Genomic DNA, 20,564 nt, shown 5'->3' with positions numbered 1-20,564 from the left:
AACCCTATAAATGAAGAAACACCTTTATTATTGAAAATCAAAAACTTATTATATTATTTTTTATAATTTAGCGTTATAATTATATTAACCTAAATTACTTTTTATGAAAAAACACACCTTACTAAAAATTTCCTGTATATTAGGAATTATGGCTATCATTATATTATCATGTAATAAAGATGATGAAATAATTAAACCAAGTTCATCCGTAAATACAAAAGCCAAACATCGCCTGTTAAAGGGAGATGATTTACAAAATGCTTTAAAGGTTTACGAAGAACAAATGACTCAAATAAGATCTAAAAACAACGGTTTTAACACTAAAAATGGGGAAATTTTTACCATTGATCAAACAGAGGTACTAGAGAATACTGACCGTACAGGAAAAATCCATTACACATACAGAGTAAACCACCCTTTAAGTTCTGAATCTATTTTCTTTAACTTAGTTATAAGTGATAATGATGGTTACAAAAAAACACGCCTTATTAAATATGAAATGACTACTGAATTTGCTGACCGTTTTAATAATGGAGGTAGTGATTTTATTAATATGGATGGTACTATAACCTTCAGTTTGCTTAGTGCTGATGAAGGAAATCCGTGTGGAGAAACACCTATAAACGGGATACCTATTCAAGGAGGTTCTGGCCCAGGCGGAACCGGTGGGTATACTGGTGGCAGTAGTGGTGGTGGCGGTGAACCATGGAACCCTAATGGTAATGGCAACCCCCATAATCAGGTTTTAGTAGAAGCACAATATCTGTCAATGAGTTTAAGTTATTTTAGCTCACAGGGTAGTACAGGAGAAGATGGTGAAGATGAAATGGAACCCGGGGGAACCGATGATGAAGGCTGGTATTTAGTAAGTCGTTCACCACGATCTTTTAATGTACCTCCTTTAGACGACACTTTAAATCCTTGCGGCGAAGAAGAAGAGGTTGGTGTTTTATTGCCTTTTAAAATTATAATAGATCAAACATTTGAAGATAATGATTGTCTAAATAGTGTATATAATCAATTAGGAGGTTCGCCTACTTTTCAAGAATATTTAAATAATTTTGATGATGATTTTTCTGTAGCACATTTAAAACTCTCAGCAGCTTCAACTTCTAATCATGCGATTACTAATATACCTTCAAATTACACTATTGAAATAGTTTTTAGTACAAATGTACTAAGTCAGGTTCCACCTCTTGATGTTGCAGGCACGATGATTCATGAGTTGTTACATGCAGAAATTTATAGAAAATTATTAATGGTAGCTGGTACAGGATCTTTATATAATGGCTGGTCATCAGAGCAATGGCAAAATTATTTAGAAAATCTTAAAAATGATTTCCCTGGTCTTTACGATTATTATTTAAGATATGAATCAAATGTTGCAATTGACGGCGAATTATCTGATGCGCAGCATCAAATGATGGCTCAACACTACAGAGATATAATTATTCAGGTCTTAAAAGAATTTGACAATACACAAAGTGAAGACGTATATGAGGCTATAGCTTGGGTTGGTCTAATGGGTGAAGGAACATTCAATGCACAAACAGGCTTACCACAAAATCCAACAGTAGCTTGGCAAAATATTCCTCAGGCGGAACGTTTACAAATATTAGCCACTTATAACAATTATAAAAACTCTAATCCTTCATGTTCAAATTAAGCTTAAATAATTATTTCTTTTTCCTCTAACGAATATGAAGTTATATTTGTCCATTTAATTTATTTAAAAATGAGAACTTTTATCATATTTCCTCTTTTAATACTTTTCACTTGTAGTAAAGGTCTTTGTCAGGACGAAAAAAAAACACGCCTTTATGTATATTATGACTCTCAAAGTGAGTATGCTGACAATTATAAAATTTCTTCAGATTCATTAACTGCTAACTTCTCTATTTATTATAAAGAGTATATTGATGGAAACAATAGAGCAAAAGCCTTAAAGGAATATGAAAACAAAGTAAAAAAGCAAAAAGAAGAGAACAGAAATATTAATTATACTAAAATAATAACTCCTATAAAAAGACCCATATTCTCAAAGTGGTTTACTTGTTATGATCCGCCTGTTAGATTAAAAGAAAAAGAACTACCTGATTATATAACGCTTGAGGAATACATTACCAATGAATTACGCTTTAAAGATATGATTTTCATAATCTTTAAAATAAATGATAATGAATATATGATATGGCAAGGAAACCATTTAAGAGCGAAATAAAAAAGGGAAAAGTCACCATGTATCAGGTAGGGTTATATTCTACTTATATGCCTGAAATATAAAAAATCCCGCCGATTGGCGGGATTCTTATTTTTTAGTAAACTTCACTTTCTTTAAGTTTCTCTGTATTGTTTACAAGCTGTATCTCATCAATAAGCTTTTGTATGTTTCCGTTCATTACACCGTCTAGGTCATAAAGTGTAAGGCCAATTCTGTGATCGGTTACACGCCCCTGCGGGTAGTTGTAGGTACGAATCTTAGCCGAACGGTCACCACTGCTTACCTGCGAGTTACGCTTAGCTGCATCGGCTTCCTGTTTCTTGGCAAGTTCCATTTCATATAAACGTGAACGAAGTACCTGTAAAGCCTTGTCCTTGTTTTTATGCTGCGATTTCTCGTCCTGACACTGTGCCACAAGTCCGGTTGGGATGTGCGTCATACGTACAGCCGATTTGGTTGTGTTTACCGACTGGCCACCGGGCCCTGACGAACAGAAAAGGTCAATACGAACATCGTTCATATCAATTTGTACATCAAACTCCTCAGCCTCCGGTAATACCATTACAGTCGCTGCAGATGTATGTATACGTCCCTGAGTTTCTGTTTGCGGTACACGCTGTACACGGTGTACACCGGCTTCAAACTTAAGTGTACCATATACATCGTCTCCGGTAACTTCAAAGATAACCTCTTTAAATCCACCCGATGTACCTTCGCTAATATCAACAACACTGGTTCTCCAGCCTTGGTTTTCGCAGTATTTTGTATACATCCTGAAAAGGTCTCCGGCAAAAATACTCGCCTCGTCCCCACCTGTACCGGCACGAATCTCCACCATTACGTTTTTAGCGTCTTCAGGATCTTTAGGTATAAGCATGTATTTTATTTCATCTTCAAGCTGTGGCAGGCGCTCTTTAGCATCGTCAAGTTCCATTTTAGCCATTTCCACCATCTCTGCATCGCTGCCATCGGCTAAAATTTCCTGAGCTTCCTTAATGCTTCCTGTTACTTTAATGTACTCATCGCGTTTTTCCACAAGCCCTTTCAGGTCTTTGTACTCTTTATTTAGCTGTACATAACGCTTTTGGTCGGATATCACATCCGGCTGAATGATAAGGTCTGAAATCTCATCAAAGCGCTGTTTTATTATCTGTAACCTGTCTAACATGTTTTTTGTCTCCTTATTTTCGAGGTGCAAAATTACGAAATTTTCCTGTATTATTTTCTATTAATGCTATTTTGGTTTTATATATTAAAGTTAAAATCTGTTTAGGTAGTTTTTAATAAAAATATATATTTGCAACCCTATTAACCATAAACCTTACCTATCATGAAAAATATAAGCAGCAACCTGCTTAATTTTTTAGCAGTCTTTCCTTGTTTTACTTTCATCATGCCATATGATGATAAGCATTCCAAAAACAGTAATAAACACTAAATAAATAACTCAATTTTTAATTATGAAAAAAGTAAACAACTTTTTACTCAAGGCATTTGCAGTTTTTGCAATATTCACTATGGTATCATGTTCAGGCGATGATGATACAACGAATTTTATTTCTGATCGATTTATTGGTAACTGGCGATATATAGGATATATAGAGAACGGACAGTTTATTGAAGAGACTGATGAGTGCTACAATGTAAGCCTGGTTACAAATAATATCAATAAAAATGCTTACTACATAACTAATGATTGTGGTTATACTGAACCTACTATTGTTTTAAACTGGGAAAAAAACGGGGATGCTTATAGCGCCACATGGACAGACTCTTATGATGGATCAGCCCAAAGCGGTACAATAACTTTTCCGGAAGATGATAACACTATCCATTTAACCGGTAATGGTGTGAACGGTACATTTACTTCTGTATTTGTAAGACAGGATTATTTAATTGGAAGATGGAAGCTTACAGGAGAAGTAGTTGATGGAAACTATCAAGCAGCCGATGATTGTGACGAAAAATATATAAACTTATATTCATCTAATACAGGTCATTTTAAATTACGCTATTGTGGTATTGGAGATATAAGTGAAAGCCTTACATGGATAAAAAATGCAGATGAATATTACACTATTAATTCTGAATACGGAACACTGCAGGATGCAGTACAAATTTTCTTTGAAGGTAATGATATGACTATAGTTCCTTCGGGGCAATCAGCTAACAAAGAGTATTATACAAGATACTTCTATTAAAAATATATCTTTTTTTTAAAAGTCCGTAGGCATCCTGTTTGCGGGCTTTTTTTATTTACAGTATTTTACGCAAACCGTTACAAAGTGTTTGTTAACGCATTGTTTACTAAGTCTTTTCTTACAATTAAACACTTAACTGTCAATTAATTAACATTTGTTACATCTGCAATTCTTTATTTAGCGTATATCTTTGCACCCCCTCCTTACAAGAATACACGTTAAATAATTATGCAAAGCTTAAAAAAAGGATTTTTAACTCTTGCTCCGCTATTTTTACTATTATTGGTTACTGCCTGTAGCGGGGAAGATGACAACACAATGGCAGGAACCGATAAAACATCGCAACAACCAGCATCTATTTTTGGCGTTTGGAAAGCAACAGGAACCATGTATGACGGAGTTTATACTCCTATTGCCGACGAGTGCCAGAGAGAAATTTTCTTAATCCAGCAGGACGGAACCGGAGCCTTCAGGAAAAACTGCCCGGATGGTACGCACATTCAGGCACTAACCTGGACACAGGTAGAAGGTGATGTTTATGCTATTGACACCGAATCGACTTACTGGCCTGTAAACTACAAACTGACTTTCCCTGAAGGGAATAACAAGATGTATTTTACATATGCCAACCCACAGCCTCATGAATTTTCTAAAATCTATGAAAAGATAGCAGAAGTAGAGGCGCAATCATCAACACTATAATTCAAATTCAAATTTTTTTAAAACTTTGTAAGGAAAGGGGCACCTACCAATGAATAAAAAAAGGAGACAGTTTTGTCTCCTTTTTTTATGAACAGTTTTTGCATTCTCCGGTTACCCAGCTGTTTATGCTCTTCATTACATAACCGTCGGGCAGTTTAATGGTTACCTGCTCGTCCAGGCATTCTACCTTTTCACATTTGGTACACCTAAAGTGAAAATGATCGTGGTTGTGTACCTCATCGTTACAGCTGTCGCAAAGCGCAAAATAATATTTACCGTTATCGGCAAGTATCTTGTGGGTTATACCGTCTTCACAAAAGCTGTTAAGCACACGGTATATGGTTACCCTGTCCATATCCCCTTTTACCTTCTCCTCTATCATATCCTGACTAAGGGCCGACTCTGCCGACTTAAGCAGTGTCATTATAGTACTTTTTGCCGGTGTGTTACGTCTTTTCATTACTAATGCAATTTTGTTGCGATAAATTAATGCAATCGCATTGCAATAATACAAAATTTATATACATTTGCCAAACAATCCCGGTTCAATCATCAATCAAAAAATCAAATTTATGCAAACAGATTACGAAGTTATCATCATTGGCGGAAGCTACTCAGGGCTTTCGGCAGCAATGGCATTAGGGCGTTCACAACGAAAAGTTTTGGTTATAGACAGCGGTAAGCCCTGCAACAGGCATACGCCCCACTCCCACAACTTTATAACTAACGACGGTAAAACACCTGCCGATATTGCACAAAGGGCTAAGGCAGAAGTATTGACCTATCCTACCGTAAGTTTTTTAAATGATACCGTTACCGATGCCCAAAAGCGTAACGATACTTTTAGCGTACAAACCAAAGGAGGCAAAACAGTCACTGCATTTAAATTACTTTTTACAACCGGAGTAGCCGATGACCTGCCTGCAATAGACAACTTTGAGGACTGCTGGGGAATATCTGTAGTGCATTGCCCCTACTGCCACGGCTATGAGGCAAGAAATAAAAAAACAGGTATAGTGGGTAACGGCGAAGCTGCCCATCACTATGCTGCCTTACTGCTGCAACTTACCAATGACATTACCATTTACACAAACGGCCCCGCCGAGTTTAACGACGATCAGTTAAAGCAGTTTGCCAAACATAATATTACCATTATAGAAGACAGGATAATAAAGGTAAAACACACTAAAGGACAGGCAGAGGCGCTTATCTCTGCCAGCGGAAAGGCTTTTCCTCTTGGAGTGGTGTATTACAGGCCAACGCCTAAACAGCATTGTACGCTGCCCGAAAAACTGGGCTGCGAGCTGGACGAAATGGGTTACCTAAAGGCAGACTTCCTGCAAAAGACTACTGTAGAAGGTATTTATGCTGCCGGAGATAACACAACACCTATGCGAAGTGTGGCAACCGCAGTGGCAACGGGCAACAAAGCCGGAGCGGCGATAAATGGCATACTTGCTATAGAGACATTTTAATGTCTTTTTTTTTGGTTAATTTGGAGGCATGGAATATAAGACCTACAAACCTAACCCACAATTAACAAAACAGGTAAAGCTGTACTGGAGTATAGAAGATATGGAAGAAGGCTTTCAGCATGAAAGGGAGCGTATTTTTCCCGATGGCTGCATCGAGCTTATCTTTAACTACAGCGACCGTTGGCGGAAATATGATACGGAAACAGAATTCCATATTCAGGAGCCCTGCTTTATACACGGGCAGCTAAAAACCTTTTTTGAGTTACAGGCAATGGGTAAAATAGGCGTTTTTAGTGCCAGGATGCATCCCGCCGGATTACAGCCTTTTATAGATTTTGATGTAGACACCTTTACAGGCAATACTCTTACCACAGCTCAGGTTTGGGGTAAAGACGGTGAGGCGCTGGAAAAACGGATGCTTGCCTGCTCCACAAACGAAGAACGGGTTGCCGTTTTAGAGGAGTTTCTTTTAGGCAAAAGAAAAGAATATAAGGTAGACAATGCCCCTGTGGAGCACTGTGTAGATGCCATGATAAAAAGTGTAGGCAACATAGCTGTAGACGAATTGGCCGATGAGCTTAAAATAAGTAAGCGCCAGCTGGAACGCAGGTTTACTGCGGCTGTGGGTATTACACCAAAACTGTTTGCCCGTATAACCCGTTTTCAAAACATGCTTCAGCTTATAGAGAATAAGGAGTTTAAAAGCTTTACCACCATTGCTTATGAGGGAGGCTTTTATGATCAGGCACATTTTATTAAAGACTTTAAAGATTTTACCGGACTTAACCCTAAGCAATACTTCTCTGAAAATCTCGAAATGGTAAAACATTTCAGTTTTGATGACTGATGACGCTTTTTTACAATTTTTGTTTTAAGGCAAACCTCATCTTTGCCTTATAAAACAAAACTATAATCATGAAAAGAAACATTACCCTATTATTTGCAATAGCACTGGGCTGCATTGCTTTTTCCTGCAAGAAAGAAACAACACAAAATGCCGAAGCCGTTCCTGTTACACAAGCCAAGACTTACAAGGAGCTTGAAAAAGCCAACTGGCTTTTAGGCGAATGGGGAAGCGTAAGCGAAGAAGGCGAACTTACCGAACGATGGAAAAAGGAAAACGATTCGGTTTACAAAGGGGAATCCTACTTTGTAATTAACAGCAAAGACACTGTTTTTGCCGAAAAGGCAGATCTTGTGGAAGCCAACGGAAAGCTTACTTACATTGTTACCGTACCCGGACAAAATAACGAACAGCCTGTAGGTTTTGAAATGACGGCTGCAACCGATGCACAGATTGTTTTTGAAAATCCGGCACACGACTATCCCAACAAAATTGTTTACAACAAGATATCGGCAGACTCAATTATGGCAGAGATATTTGGTACTAAAAACGGTAAACCGGCAACAGAACAATTTCCTCTTCAAAGAAGATAATTTGTTTTTTATTAATACATAAACCCCCTGCTATTACAGGGGTTTTCTTATTTTAGCACTTCAATAAAATAGTTATGGAATTTACAGAAGGTATCGATTTTAAAGGTAAAGATTGCACCACCTCAGCATTTGCCGGAGGCGAATATGAAAACTGCACGTTTACGGGTTGTAATTTCTCGGGAACAGATTTAACGGGTGTAGTATTTACCGAATGTGAGTTTACCGATTGTAATTTTAGTAATGCCAAATGCAAAGGCACAGGGTTTAAGGAGGTGTTTTTTAAAGACTGCAAACTAACGGGGCTTAACTTTAGCATTGCCGATCCGTTTTTGATGGTCATGAATTTTACCGACTGCTACCTAAACCTTACTTCGTTCTATCAGCTTAAGCTTAAAAAGTCGCGCTTTATAAACTGCAACCTGCAGGAAGCCGACCTTACAGAAACCGATTTTACCGAAGCATCGTTTACCAATTGCGATTTTAAAAATGCCATATTTGAAAATACCATATTGGAAAAAGCCGATTTGCGTTCTTCAATAAACTACTCCATAGACCCGGAACAGAACCGCATTAAAAAAGCTAAATTCTCACTACCTGCCGTAACCGGCTTATTGGATAAGTTTAATATCGTTATAGAATAACATTAAGTTAGATTTATTACTATTTTATTTACAAAAAAAGCTTTTGTTTAGTTAAAGTTTTTATATTTATAAAATTATAAACCAAAAACCTTACACAAATGAAAAAAGCTTTCTATTTGATTATTCCGGCATTTTTACTTTTTGCATGTTCAAGCGATGATTCATCAGAAGCCGTTAACGACGGAATAAATCAAAGTTTTATTTACGGAACCTGGTATCCTAACCCTGATAACCCATTAGACTATGCTTCAAAGTATTTTGGAGAAGATGGTGTATACATTCAGGATCAGTCCAATTTCGGATTAGGTCAGGGAGTTGGTCAGTGGGAATGGGTTGACGACCACACACTAAAAGTTACACCTGTTTCGGGTATAGTAGGTGGCTCTGTAGAAGCTCAGGTATTTAAATTAACTGCAGACTCTCTGGTATTTATCAGTTCAAGCTACAGGTATTCGCACACACCGCCACAAGACTAAATAAACAATATCATACTATAAAAAATCCCCGCAATAGCGGGGATTTTTGTTTTATCGTCTTGCTTTAAAATAATCTGCAAATCGTGTACAGTTAGAGGTTAGATCCTCATACATTTCCTTACTTGTTGCAAATTTAAGTAACTCTTTATCATCTTCATTCTTATTACAGTTAGCTATCATTCTTAAGCAAAGTGCCTTAAACTTATCTGTCTTAGCATGTTCAAAGGCTTTGTAATAATACTTTTTAGCCAAAACACAATCGTAATACTCCTCATCATCTTCTAGCCCTCTTACCTCGGCATAACTTTGATAATAACGCCTCATCATCCATGAGTTACCGTAATTGGTCATATTATAATAACAGTTGGCCACAAGGAAATAATAATAGTCCCTGTCCTTTTCATTTTTATCCTCTGCTTTCGCCAGATAATTGATAAGCTGTTTTGTTACCGTATACTTGTTCAATTTAATTGTATCACGCATCGGGATAAACTCCGGAGTATATTTAAGCGTATAGAAAGGATTTTGATCAAACTGATTCCCATTACTAAAAAATGACTTCCTTTCCCAAAAACCATAGTTGTCTTCCCAGTGCCTGTTCCCCGCCTTTTCATATGCAGCGGCAGCTTCTTCAAGTTTATTTAACCTTATATATTTTGTTCCCAATAAGTCATATAGAACACTTAGTTTAGTCGTTATCCAGGAATACTTCCACTCAGAAAACGAATCGTTAGCCTTATTGTTATTTATGTTTTGTATAAGCTCTTCTATTTGCTGCGGCGTATAATTAAAATTAATGTAACTAAACCAGTCGCTATAGTAGTCGTAATCATTGCCTGTATTTTTTCCGTCTTTCCAAAAAACATAACTCCATCTGTTTTCTTCTCCATAATACTCACTATCAAGATTACAGTACATTAAAGCCGCATCGGTAGTGTTGCCTTTATATTCCAACTCCCTGCCAATAGCAAAAACAAACCTTTGGTCTTTCTTAAACTTTAGTAGCAGTGGTTTTACCTTTTCAGGAATTACGGCCTTACCTTTTTGCTGAGAAGCCGTTAGTGCCAAAGCATATATCTTTTCAATCTGGTTTTTGGCTTCGATACTATCAAATTTCTTTTTACTCAGCTTTTTTACAGTCTGTAAACATTCCTTATACTGTTGGGTAAGCAACTCTAAATTAGCCTTTACCTGTAACCAGTACACATCGTCGGTCTTCATAGAATTTACAAACAAGAGCACCTCGCGGGCATACTGTCTGTCTTCCTCCACCCTTTTCATTATAACTCCTTCTGTACTTTCAGGATAATTTTCTGTTGTTACTGCCGGAGTAAAAAGTGTATAGTAAGGTGTATGTATCCAGTCTTCAAGTTTGTTTACTTCCCTTAGCATTATAAAGCCAAGGCCCTCATTATTAGGGTCCAGTTTATATGCTTTCTCCATATAATCTAAAGTCCTGTCAAGTTTCCTAAGAGCAGCTAAAACATAAATATTAGCTTTTTCCTTATCGTTTTGGGCAAAGCGTAAAACCTCATCCAGCGGCTGATCCTTTTCAAACGAGCTATAAACCGCAAAACGTTTGTCGGGTGCATTGGCAAATACCTGTGCTGCATAATAGGCTGCTTCGGCTTTGTCTTCAATAGTTAATGTATAAAAATGCATTGCCCAGTAATATATCACATCTTTGTTTGCCGATTGTGAAAACACTTCTTTATACAAACTGCGAATGGTATCATAATTACCGTTGTAATAAGCCAGGCGTATGGCTAAAAAAGCATAACGCAGCTTAAATTCCTTTTTACCGGATGCCTCACTATACTCAATAGCCTTTGCTATAAGTGCCTGTCTTTGTTTTACCAAGCTTTCTTCATCCTTTTCCCACGGATCATCATAAATCCCGTTAGCAGGCTCACACTGTTTGGCAAATCTTAAATAATTGAGGGCAATGGTATCATTGGCATTAATAAGATGCTGAACCATACCGTTAAGTGAAGCCTTGTCTAAATCATTGGCAGGAAGAGAATAAACACACTCTTTTACAACCGGCATAGGTACTTTACCATTACAGTAGTTATACCAAAAAATATCGTTAGGCAAATCATGTGTGCCGTTATCTGCCTCAATGTCGTTAAAATACTGTGAGGTATAAAAAAATGGTGAATAATAGTCGTAATCCTGACTTTCAGGCTTAAAAAAGCACATGCGTACATCATCGCCATAAGGGTAATACCCGCAGGGATACCCTATAATACAGCTACTTAGTAAAACCAGTATAAAAAGCTGAAATCTCTTCATGGGTATAAGGGCTTAGTTGTGTTTCGTCAAGATGGAAAAAGCTTACCGTAATGTTTTTATCAAAAGGCACTTTCTTAGTTATAACGGCAATCGCTTTATTAATATAGTCGGCGCTCATTTCTTCAATTTTTACTTTATCGCCTTTCCTTAAGTAAAAATCGTTTACCTCTATATCTTCGGTAACTTCATACCACAGGTCTTTTTGTGGTTTAAGGGACTTTTTAAGCTCCTTAATATCAGTATACAATACCTGTACAAACTGATTGTTTTGATACACATGCGCCCAGGAATACAGCGGTAAAGCCACATCAAGGTGAAGCGGGTAATTAAAATCTCCCAGGTAAGACGACAGTTCATCAATATCTAATATCGAATTCTTGTCGTGGTTTTTCATTGGGTTAATAAGGTTGTAGCACATAAGCATGGCGCTGTCTACAGGAGGTACTCCCATCTTATCGGCATACTTATAGGGATAGAGCCTTAGCGTACAGCTTATTTTTTTACCCGAAAGCTCTTTTATCTTTTTAAGGAAATAGAAGTAATTTTCTTTAGTAGACGGTGTCCAGTCGCAATCCATTTGGTACTCTGTAACCGCATCGGGCACCAACTTATCATTGACATACTTATCTATCAGATAGTTTACATTATTAGCCAGGGTATCAAGTGAGGCTTTATCTATTTTAGAAAAAACATCGTTATGCAAATAAACCGTAGGAACAAAAGTAAAGTAATCCTTTACATCGTAAAAACGCAATGATGTTTTTGAAATGGGAATATTACCCATAACATCATTCTTTTCCACTTCAAAAAACTTTACATAAACTTTAGTGACCTGAGCCGAGTCAAGTACCTTTCTTTCCATATCACTAATATACGATCTGTTACTTTTCCAATAGTAAAAGGCACGCTCTACCGTTTCCGGTTTGTTTTGTTTACAGGAAAACAAGATGCAGGCAAACAATGCCGCAAATAGTATCTTTTTCATTAAATAAGGTGGTTTATTGAATAACGCTAAAAGCGATTTAAAGGTATATATTTTACGATAGTTTTTAATAAAAAAAATCCCCGCTGTTGCGGGGATTTTAATTTACTGTAAATAAACAGCTTATATTAGTTTTTCATCGGGATATTTTCTAATATCTCAAGTACGAATTTCCAGTATTTTTGAGCCGATTTAATGCTTGCCCTTTCATCCGGAGAGTGAGCCCCTTTAATGGTAGGGCCAAACGATATCATGTCCATATCAGGGTAGTTAGTACCTAATATACCACACTCAAGCCCTGCGTGGCATGCCACAACGTGAGGTTTCTCGTTATTCTGCTTTTCGTATATCTCTTTTAGTACCTCAAGTATAGGCGAGCTAACGTTAGGTGTCCATCCCGGGTAAGTACCGGAGAAAGTTACCTCACAGCCTATAAGTTCGAATGCCGAACGAAGTGCATTGGCAAGGTCAAACTTAGATGTTTCTACAGACGAACGCGTTAAGCACCCAATGTGTATCTTACCGTCTTTTACAATTACCCTTGCAATGTTGTTTGACGTTTCCACAAGGTTTTCCATATCGGCACTCATGCGGTATACCCCGTTGTGTGCAGCATAAAGCGCACGCACAAGGCCTTCCTGCACACCAAGTTCCATAACCTTAGCAGGTGTATCGCCCGATTTTTCAATCTTAACTTCAAGGTTAGGCTCGGTAGTTTTGAATTCTGTTTTAATATCGTTGATAACCTCCTGCATATCAAACACAAAAGCCTCATCAAATACGCTCGAAATGATAACCTTAGCAAAGCTCTCACGCGGAATAGCATTACGAAGGCTTCCTCCGTTAATCTCAACAATCTGAAGGCCGAAGTTCTCAAAACTGTCAAATAACAGGCGGTTCATAATTTTATTGGCATTCCCTAAACCCTTGTCTATATCCATACCGCTGTGTCCGCCGTTAAGGCCTTTTACGGTAATGGTATACCCTACAGAGTTTTCCGGAGCTTCCTCTTCATTGTATGTTCTTTCGGCAGTTACATCAACACCACCTGCACATCCTATATCAATTTCATCATCCTCTTCGGTATCAAGGTTAAGCAGTATCTCACCGTTTAGCAGTCCGCCTTTAAGGCCCATTGCCCCTGTCATGCCTGTTTCTTCATCAATGGTAAAAAGGGCTTCTATAGCTGGATGCTTAATATCTGTGCTTTCTAAAACAGCCATAATGGTAGCAACACCTAAACCGTTATCTGCCCCCAGGGTTGTACCTTTAGCACGTACCCAGTCGCCATCCACATACATCTCGATACCCTGAGTATCAAAATCAAAAACCGTATCGGCATTTTTTTGGTGCACCATATCAAGGTGCGACTGCATAACAATGGTTTTGCGGTTTTTCATGCCCGGTGTGGCAGGCTTTTTTATAATAACATTACCTACTTCGTCTTCTATGGTTTCCAGCCCCAGTTTAGCACCAAAGTCTTTCATAAAGGCAATTACCCTTTCTTCTTTTTTAGAAGGCCTTGGTACGGCATTCAGGTCGGCAAATTTGTTCCAGAGCGCTTTAGGCTCAAGGTTTCTTACTTCCTGGCTCATTAATAGTGATATTTATCTTTTTAATAATTCATTTCATGTCCGTTACAAAAACGGAGACACAAAGGTAAAAAATTGAAAGTTCAATAGCCTAAGTATTTAAAGAAACAGCTACTATTTATTACCGTTATATATAATTACTCAAAATCTTGATTGGTAAGATTAATTTCAAATTCGGTTGGGGCTGTAGTGTTTGTTGGAGGAAATTCAAAAACAGCTTTCTGGAGGGTTTCATCCGGCAATTCCCTGTAAAACTTCACTTCAACCTTATAGCTTTTACTAATAGCTATTTCCCTTATACTTTGGGTACCTGCTTCTTCAATTACTTCAAGATTTGGGTAAGTGAAATAATGCCCTATGCCTATGGGCGCATATTCAAGATCGGGAGCCGTGTTTATTATCAGGGTAGCAGGATACAAATGAATAAAACTAAAGTTCACTTCGTTAGATATGTCCTGATCAAGCTTTACAGGGCTAATATCATTCGTCCATACAGAATCAAAATCCTGATTTTCATAATCATAATAAATATAATAAGTATCGCCTTCACCTGTGGTCATAAAAGTAAGGTCATAATACCCTTCCTGATCGGTATAAACCGTGCCAACATTTCCTATATATTCTTCTGTATATCCGGGCGGACTAAAAATAGATTCTCTGTTAAACTCCATTACCACGAGTTTAAAATCGTTAAAAGGTTCATCGGTATAGCTATCGGTAACACGTCCGTGAACGTGAATAGGCATGACTTCAAGGGTAGTATCTTCTTTCAGGCATCCTGTAAAGAGTAGAGGAAAAACAAGGCATAAAATAATTTTTCTCATAAGGTGGTGTGATTTAGTCCCTCAAGATACTAAAACACTGATTATGTGACAAAAACTATTTTAAAAAATAATCTTTCACTAGTTGCGGTACGCCCTTTTCGCTTACTTCGGCAAGCCATACGTTTTGCGGCTGCAGGCTTATTACGGGAGCATTCTTACAATTATCGGTACAATCCATACGTATAATCTCCACGTCCTTTTTAAGCCCTGCTTCTTTAAGTTCCTCCTTAAAGCATTTGCGCAACGACTTGTTGTAGCGGCCACATTTTTTTCCGTCACACATAAAAATAACCTTCTCGGGAGCATCAATCTTTTTCATCGGGTTAACACAGTAACAGTTTATCAGTACAAAAATACTACTTATATTTACAACTCATAGACATTAACCTGATGAAGAAAAAGATTATACTGAGTATTTTACTGTTTGTACAGATATTGATTGTAAACGTATTATCTTTTTTCCCCGAATTTGTTGAGAATTATTACAGCAACGGCCTCTACCCTTTTATCGCAAAATGCTCCCGTACTTTTTTCGGATTATTCGGTTTCTCGGTGGGCGATATCATTTACGGTATTGTTATTTTCTTTATTCTTCGCTGGCTCTGGAAAACCCGAAAAACATGGCGCAGGGAGTACAAAACGAATATTTTAAGCATACTTAGCTTTTTCTCGGTATTCTACTTTTTGTTCTATTCACTTTGGGCGGTAAATTACCACAGGATTCCCCTGAATAAAAAAATGGGATTTGAAAAAAAATACACTCAGGATGATCTGCTGGCCTTTACCAAACGCCTTATTGTAAAGGCCAATAACATGCATAACCTTATTGAGCCAAACGACAGCCTGAAAGTGGTAAACCCGTATACCGTAAGCCAGATTTATGATAAGGCCCTAAACGGATACGATAACCTTTCAAAGGTATATCCGTTTTTTACTTATAAGACCGAAAGCGTTAAGTCCTCGCTTATAAGTACGCCGCTGTCTTACATGGGCTTTGGCGGATACCTTAACCCTTTTACCAACGAGGCTCAGGTAAACTACAACCTACCGTTGTACAATTATCCTACCACCACCTGCCACGAGATGTCGCACCAGTTGGGTTATGCCAGCGAAAGCGAGGCCAACTTTATTGGGTATATGGCATCTATACATAACGACGATTTGTACTTTAAATATTCCGGATACGTGTTTGCCTTAAAATACTGTTTAAGGAATATAGAAAAGCTGGATGAAGAACAGGCAAAAAGCCTGCTGCCGCTTATTAATAACGGCATACTGCGCAACTTTGAGGAAAGCGAACAGTTTAACGATTATTACTCCTCTTTTATAGAAGTTATTTTTAAAGGTTTTTATGATAATTACCTGAAAATGAACCACCAGAAAGACGGACTTGAAACCTACAGTAAGTTTGTGGGGTATTTGGTAAATTATTATAAAGAAAAAGATTTATAACAACGTGTAACATTTTTACATTTCCATATACCAATACATCATGGGATCGGAATTAGAAAGGTCATTTGTCGAACAGCTTCAGGAAAATCAAAACCTGATACACAAAATCTGCAGGCTCTACACGGATAGTGAAGACGCCCACAAAGACCTTTTTCAGGAAATTACCATACAGCTATGGAAAGCGTTTCCGCAATTTAGGGGCGACTCTAAATTTACTACCTGGGCATACAGGGTGGCACTTAATACGGCCATTACCCTATACCGAAAAAAATCCAGAACGGTTAATACCGTAGAGTTTAACAACACCATACATAAAGTAAACCAGGAGGAATATGATTATGAAGAAGAAGAACACCTTAAACTCCTCTACCAGGCGGTGCATCAGCTTAACGATATAGAAAAGGCACTGGTGTTTATGTACCTTGAGGATAAGGACTATGGCGAGATTGCCGACACCCTTGGTATCAGCGAAGTGAACGCAAGGGTAAAAATGAACAGAATAAAAGGGAAACTCAAAAAAATATTAAATCCGTAACAAGGATATAAGATGGACGTATTAGATAAATTAAAAAATGACTGGCAGAAGAACGGAGACCGCTACCCAAGGATCTCTGAGCACGAAATTTATGGCATGCTCCATAAAAAGTCGTCTTCTATAGTAAAATGGATATTGCTTATAAGCATTATTGAATTTGCGGTTTTCCTAACACTTTCATTAATGCTAAGCGATACTCAAAACGCAAAAACAATGGTAAACTATATGGGTGAGGTTCTAAACATAACCTTTACCGTTATAGATATGGGTATAAATGTAGTTTTCATGTACCTGTTTTATATTAACTACAAAAAAATTAAAAATACAGATAAGGTTAAAAACCTAATGGCTAACATTTTAAAGTCCAGAAAAATTGTTTCCCGTTATATAATGGTAAAACTTATTGCTACTTTTATCCTGGCATTAATTTCCATTCAATATGTACATACTTATGACCCTAAGTGGATTGAATTATTCCAGGAAGCAGAACAGGAAGGAAAAGGTTTTGTAATTAACCTGCTTTATTATGGTGTAGGTATAATAGCTATTTTGCTGTTTGTAGCACTATTTTGGTTATTCTATAAGCTTATATATGGCTTCCTGCTTAAACGCCTTAACAGAAACTATCAGGAACTTAAAAAAATAGAAATATAAAGAGATACCATGAAGAAACTTCTTATCGCCGCTATATCACTTTTTACCATTGGCTTAAATGCACAGCAGCTTGAAAAATCACTGTTATGGAAAATTTCCGGTAACGGTATTAAGGAGCCTTCCTATATTTTTGGCACCATACACGTTACCTGCGATGCCACTCTGGACGAACACGTAATAAAAGCCCTAAACGATACCAAGCAGCTATACTTAGAGCTCGATATGGACGACCCTGCCATGAAAGCGGGAATGATGGGCGGTATGATGATGAAAGATGGCGTAACCCTCGATTCCCTTGCTACAACAGAAGACCTTGCGGTATTAGATACTTTTATTACCAAAGAACTGGGTATACCGCTTAAAATGATGAATCGTTTTAAGCCTTCTATGATAAGCATGTCACTTATGCCTAAATACATGGACTGCCCTATGCAATCTTTTGAAGATGAACTCATGAAGGTTACCCACGAGCAGAAAGAAGAGGTTTACGGACTGGAAACTTTAGAGGAGCAGTTGGCAGTATTTGACGATATTTCCTATGAGGAACAAATGAACGAACTGATTAAAACGGCAAAAGACGGTATTGAAAAAGACAAGGCAGAATTTGATAAAATGCAGGAGGTTTACCGTACTAAAGACCTTAACGCGATTATGAAATTTATGGCCGACAGCGAAAATAAAATGTACGGCGACAATGCCGACGTGCTGCTTAATAACCGTAACAAAAACTGGATTCCTAAAATAGAGGAAACAGCTAAACAAACCCCTACCTTTTTTGGTGTAGGCGCTGCCCACCTGGGCGGTAAAGAAGGCGTAATTATGCTCCTTAGAAAAAAAGGTTATAAGGTAGAAGCGGTTAAGTAATTATCTGCTAAACATATCGTTTTGGCAATTAGTACAATAAATCCTATATTTATTGCCAATCATCAATCAACCTAAAACACGCCTTATGAAGTTCTTCTACACGCTACTGTTTACAGTACTATCAATCAGTATGTTTGCTCAGGATAAAACCGCAAACGACAGCATTAAGCAAATGGACTCTGAACTTAATGAAGTGGTTATTGATAAAAAGAAAAAAGCTGTAGAGAGAAGAGCAGACCGTGTTATTTTTGATTTTTCCGAACAGGATTATCTTAATTCGGGTTCACTTATGGAAGGGCTTAGAAAACTTCCGGGGCTTTTCATTTCAGAAGTTGGCGGTGCGATATATCAGGGTAAAGCCCTTCAGGTTTATATGGATGGCCGTCCTTTAAACATTTACTCAAACGAGTTAATGACCTATTTAGAGTCAATGCCCGCTAATACCGTAGAAAAGGTAGAGATAATTACGAATCCCGGTGCAGAATTCCCTGCTACTTCCGGCGGGGCAATTATAAATATAATAACCGCTAAAAATGCTAAAAAAGACCTGAGTGCCACCTACTCTAACGGATACAGTTATACCAATTATGACAAGGCAAGACACAGGTTTAACAACAGTGTTACTTTAAGTGCCGCAAACAAACTTTTTAGCTGGCAGATACAGGGTGGGCAATCTTACGGCGAAAGCTACAACAGAGGCAATTTTTACAGCCCTGACGTAATTATTACCAATAACTATTCTGACAGGTATAACAGGTTCTACTACCTGAGAACAGGTGTAAAGTTTGACTTTAAGTACGACAGGTTGCTTGTTAACTACAACATTACCACAAGCAATAACAGCTCTTATGTTGAAGCATCGGGTCTAGGGTTTACCGCAAGCGACAAAAGCCATACTAAGAACTTTTATAACGATGTGGCGCTTACTTACCAAAAACGCTTTGAAAACCCTTTAAAAAAACTGGACTTCCTTTTCAATTACAATAACAACGACGGTAATTTCGATCAGCAGTCAAGAATCACCCAAAACGATGTTTTAAGCAACGACAGCAATCAGGATTTCTATCAGTTTAAGACTGATTATTCGCAGGACATAAGCCTTTTAGACAAGGGAAAAATAAGTGCAGGGGTCTTAGCCGATCTACTCGATTTTCAGGCAATGAGTTTTGGTACTACAAATCTGGATTACAGGCGAAGCACGTATGCTGCCTATGCCGAAGCACAGACTACCTACAAAAAGCTTGAGTTTATTGCCGGCGGTCGCCTCGAGTCCTATAACATAGAAGGAAATACCGATACCGATGACCTTATTCCGTTTAACCAAACACGTTTCTTTTACAACGGTACAGTACAATACACATTAATTCCTCAAATATATGCCAAGGCAAACTATAACAAAAAGATAAGCCTGCCCGATACATCTGCACTAAATCCAAACAACACGAACTACCAGAACCCCAATATAGAGTTTTACGGAAATCCTAACCTGGAGCCTACCATATACAACAATTACGAAATAGAATTAAATGCTTTTGAATACTTTTTTATAAACTACTCCATTACCGAAGCCAATAACGAAATTACAACACGTGTTATAACTACCGATGAAGGCACAGCCGCGAGAGTTTCGGAAAATGTGGATAAGGTAACCACCCGTAGTTTTAATTTTGGTATACCGGTGCCTTATATGCTTTTTACAAAAGGCCTTACCGAAACCCTGAAAATGAATTTTAATCCCGATGAGATAAACTTCCTGTATATTTATGCCGGGTCGCGAAAAAACATCATTCCGGGTTTAGATACAAAAGCCGTTTGGAACTTTAACCTTATGTCTCAGCTTATTTTGCCAAAAAAGGTAAAGTTCACCGCAAACTTTAACACTACGAGCGCTGGTGGTAATTATTTGTACTACACGGTAAAACAACCTATTTATCAGCGACTGGACCTAACCTTTTCAAGAAAGTTCCTTTCAGATAACCTTTCCGTTTCGGTTTATGTAAACGATGTGTTTAATACCAACACACAAAATTATGGCCTGGTAGGCACAAACCTTTCTTCAGATAATAAATATGACTCCAGGCGTGTAGGTTTTTCATTAAACTATAAAATACCGGGTAAAAACAAACAGGATAAGCAGGAAGATATATTAAACAACAATACTCCGCAACAAAAGGAAAATACTATAGGGAATTAAAAACCTGAATTATATAATT

21 protein-coding genes are annotated in these 20,564 nt (G+C 37.7%); 14 read left to right on the top strand and 7 right to left on the bottom strand.

The genetic code is table 11. The features are described from left to right. Positions 1 to 103: 103 nt before the first annotated feature. Both FUA48_RS11485 and FUA48_RS11480 read left to right on the top strand, forming a co-directional pair. Positions 104 to 1,666 carry a hypothetical protein gene (locus FUA48_RS11485; protein WP_147583661.1) on the top strand — a complete coding sequence of 521 codons (1,563 nt, stop codon included), beginning with the start codon at positions 104 to 106 and terminating at the stop codon, positions 1,664 to 1,666. A gap of 69 nt (positions 1,667 to 1,735) precedes the next feature. After that, positions 1,736 to 2,221: a hypothetical protein gene (locus tag FUA48_RS11480; protein WP_147583660.1), complete on the top strand. Its 486-nt coding sequence runs from the start codon at positions 1,736 to 1,738 to the stop codon at positions 2,219 to 2,221. Positions 2,222 to 2,315: 94 nt separating this feature from the next. On the opposite strand, the gene prfA is transcribed toward FUA48_RS11480, so the two are convergent. After that, positions 2,316 to 3,389 carry a peptide chain release factor 1 gene (gene prfA / locus FUA48_RS11475; RefSeq protein ID WP_147583659.1) on the bottom strand — a complete coding sequence of 358 codons (1,074 nt, stop codon included), beginning with the start codon at positions 3,387 to 3,389 and terminating at the stop codon, positions 2,316 to 2,318. Positions 3,390 to 3,681: 292 nt separating this feature from the next. Here prfA and FUA48_RS11470 point away from each other — a divergent pair, with 292 nt between their 5' ends. Then, complete coding sequence (locus FUA48_RS11470; RefSeq protein WP_147583658.1) at positions 3,682 to 4,422, top strand: hypothetical protein; 741 nt, start codon at positions 3,682 to 3,684, stop codon at positions 4,420 to 4,422. 228 nt (positions 4,423 to 4,650) lie between these two features. Then, on the top strand, positions 4,651 to 5,124 hold the full coding sequence (locus tag FUA48_RS11465; RefSeq protein WP_147583657.1) for a hypothetical protein: 474 nt from the start codon (positions 4,651 to 4,653) through the stop codon (positions 5,122 to 5,124). 85 nt (positions 5,125 to 5,209) lie between these two features. On the opposite strand, the gene FUA48_RS11460 is transcribed toward FUA48_RS11465, so the two are convergent. After that, positions 5,210 to 5,584, bottom strand: coding sequence for a Fur family transcriptional regulator (locus FUA48_RS11460; protein ID WP_129751243.1), 375 nt, complete (start codon positions 5,582 to 5,584; stop codon positions 5,210 to 5,212). A gap of 112 nt (positions 5,585 to 5,696) precedes the next feature. On the opposite strand from FUA48_RS11460, the gene FUA48_RS11455 reads away from it, so the two are divergent. From FUA48_RS11455 to FUA48_RS11435, 5 genes are all read left to right on the top strand, one after another. Next, entirely contained in the window at positions 5,697 to 6,599 is a 903-nt protein-coding gene (locus FUA48_RS11455) for an NAD(P)/FAD-dependent oxidoreductase (protein WP_147583656.1), read from the top strand. Between the two features lie 28 nt (positions 6,600 to 6,627). Then, the gene (locus tag FUA48_RS11450) at positions 6,628 to 7,446 is read left to right on the top strand and encodes a helix-turn-helix transcriptional regulator (RefSeq protein ID WP_147583655.1); all 819 of its coding nucleotides are present in this window, start codon (positions 6,628 to 6,630) and stop codon (positions 7,444 to 7,446) included. Positions 7,447 to 7,514: 68 nt separating this feature from the next. Then, a complete protein-coding gene (locus FUA48_RS11445; protein ID WP_147583654.1) occupies positions 7,515 to 8,036 on the top strand; it encodes a DUF6265 family protein in 522 nt (173 codons plus the stop codon). A gap of 74 nt (positions 8,037 to 8,110) precedes the next feature. After that, positions 8,111 to 8,677, top strand: a complete 567-nt coding sequence (locus FUA48_RS11440; RefSeq protein ID WP_147583653.1) for a pentapeptide repeat-containing protein — start codon at positions 8,111 to 8,113, stop codon at positions 8,675 to 8,677. 98 nt (positions 8,678 to 8,775) lie between these two features. Next, the gene (locus FUA48_RS11435; RefSeq protein ID WP_147583652.1) at positions 8,776 to 9,153 is read left to right on the top strand and encodes a hypothetical protein; all 378 of its coding nucleotides are present in this window, start codon (positions 8,776 to 8,778) and stop codon (positions 9,151 to 9,153) included. 51 nt (positions 9,154 to 9,204) lie between these two features. On the opposite strand, the gene FUA48_RS11430 is transcribed toward FUA48_RS11435, so the two are convergent. The 5 genes from FUA48_RS11430 to FUA48_RS11410 form a co-directional block, all read right to left on the bottom strand. Continuing rightward, positions 9,205 to 11,448, bottom strand: a complete 2,244-nt coding sequence (locus FUA48_RS11430) for a hypothetical protein (RefSeq protein WP_147583651.1) — start codon at positions 11,446 to 11,448, stop codon at positions 9,205 to 9,207. After that, positions 11,408 to 12,433, bottom strand: a complete 1,026-nt coding sequence (locus FUA48_RS11425; protein ID WP_147583650.1) for a hypothetical protein — start codon at positions 12,431 to 12,433, stop codon at positions 11,408 to 11,410. Before FUA48_RS11425 ends, FUA48_RS11430 begins: the two co-directional genes overlap by 41 nt. Before the next feature lie 125 nt (positions 12,434 to 12,558). Then, positions 12,559 to 14,025 (bottom strand): aminoacyl-histidine dipeptidase, encoded by a 1,467-nt coding sequence (locus tag FUA48_RS11420; protein ID WP_147583649.1) that lies wholly within the window; start codon positions 14,023 to 14,025, stop codon positions 12,559 to 12,561. A gap of 134 nt (positions 14,026 to 14,159) precedes the next feature. Further along, positions 14,160 to 14,846, bottom strand: coding sequence for a hypothetical protein (locus FUA48_RS11415; RefSeq protein WP_147583648.1), 687 nt, complete (start codon positions 14,844 to 14,846; stop codon positions 14,160 to 14,162). A gap of 55 nt (positions 14,847 to 14,901) precedes the next feature. After that, positions 14,902 to 15,165, bottom strand: coding sequence for a (2Fe-2S) ferredoxin domain-containing protein (locus tag FUA48_RS11410; RefSeq protein WP_147583647.1), 264 nt, complete (start codon positions 15,163 to 15,165; stop codon positions 14,902 to 14,904). 71 nt (positions 15,166 to 15,236) lie between these two features. Between FUA48_RS11410 and FUA48_RS11405 the strand changes: the two genes are divergently transcribed. From FUA48_RS11405 to FUA48_RS11385, 5 genes are all read left to right on the top strand, one after another. Next, the gene (locus tag FUA48_RS11405) at positions 15,237 to 16,298 is read left to right on the top strand and encodes a DUF3810 domain-containing protein (RefSeq protein WP_147583646.1); all 1,062 of its coding nucleotides are present in this window, start codon (positions 15,237 to 15,239) and stop codon (positions 16,296 to 16,298) included. Between the two features lie 40 nt (positions 16,299 to 16,338). Continuing rightward, positions 16,339 to 16,833 (top strand): RNA polymerase sigma factor, encoded by a 495-nt coding sequence (locus FUA48_RS11400; RefSeq protein WP_129751232.1) that lies wholly within the window; start codon positions 16,339 to 16,341, stop codon positions 16,831 to 16,833. Positions 16,834 to 16,845: 12 nt separating this feature from the next. Next, positions 16,846 to 17,487: a hypothetical protein gene (locus FUA48_RS11395; RefSeq protein ID WP_147583645.1), complete on the top strand. Its 642-nt coding sequence runs from the start codon at positions 16,846 to 16,848 to the stop codon at positions 17,485 to 17,487. A gap of 9 nt (positions 17,488 to 17,496) precedes the next feature. Beyond that, complete coding sequence (locus FUA48_RS11390) at positions 17,497 to 18,351, top strand: TraB/GumN family protein (protein WP_147583644.1); 855 nt, start codon at positions 17,497 to 17,499, stop codon at positions 18,349 to 18,351. Positions 18,352 to 18,436: 85 nt separating this feature from the next. Continuing rightward, the gene (locus FUA48_RS11385; RefSeq protein WP_147583643.1) at positions 18,437 to 20,545 is read left to right on the top strand and encodes a TonB-dependent receptor domain-containing protein; all 2,109 of its coding nucleotides are present in this window, start codon (positions 18,437 to 18,439) and stop codon (positions 20,543 to 20,545) included. Positions 20,546 to 20,564: the final 19 nt, after the last annotated feature.

It is taken from the genome of Flavobacterium alkalisoli, assembly GCF_008000935.1.
Classification (GTDB): domain Bacteria; phylum Bacteroidota; class Bacteroidia; order Flavobacteriales; family Flavobacteriaceae; genus Flavobacterium; species Flavobacterium alkalisoli.
Note: the sequence above shows the minus strand (reverse complement) of the source record. Positions and strands in the feature narration are given on the sequence as shown.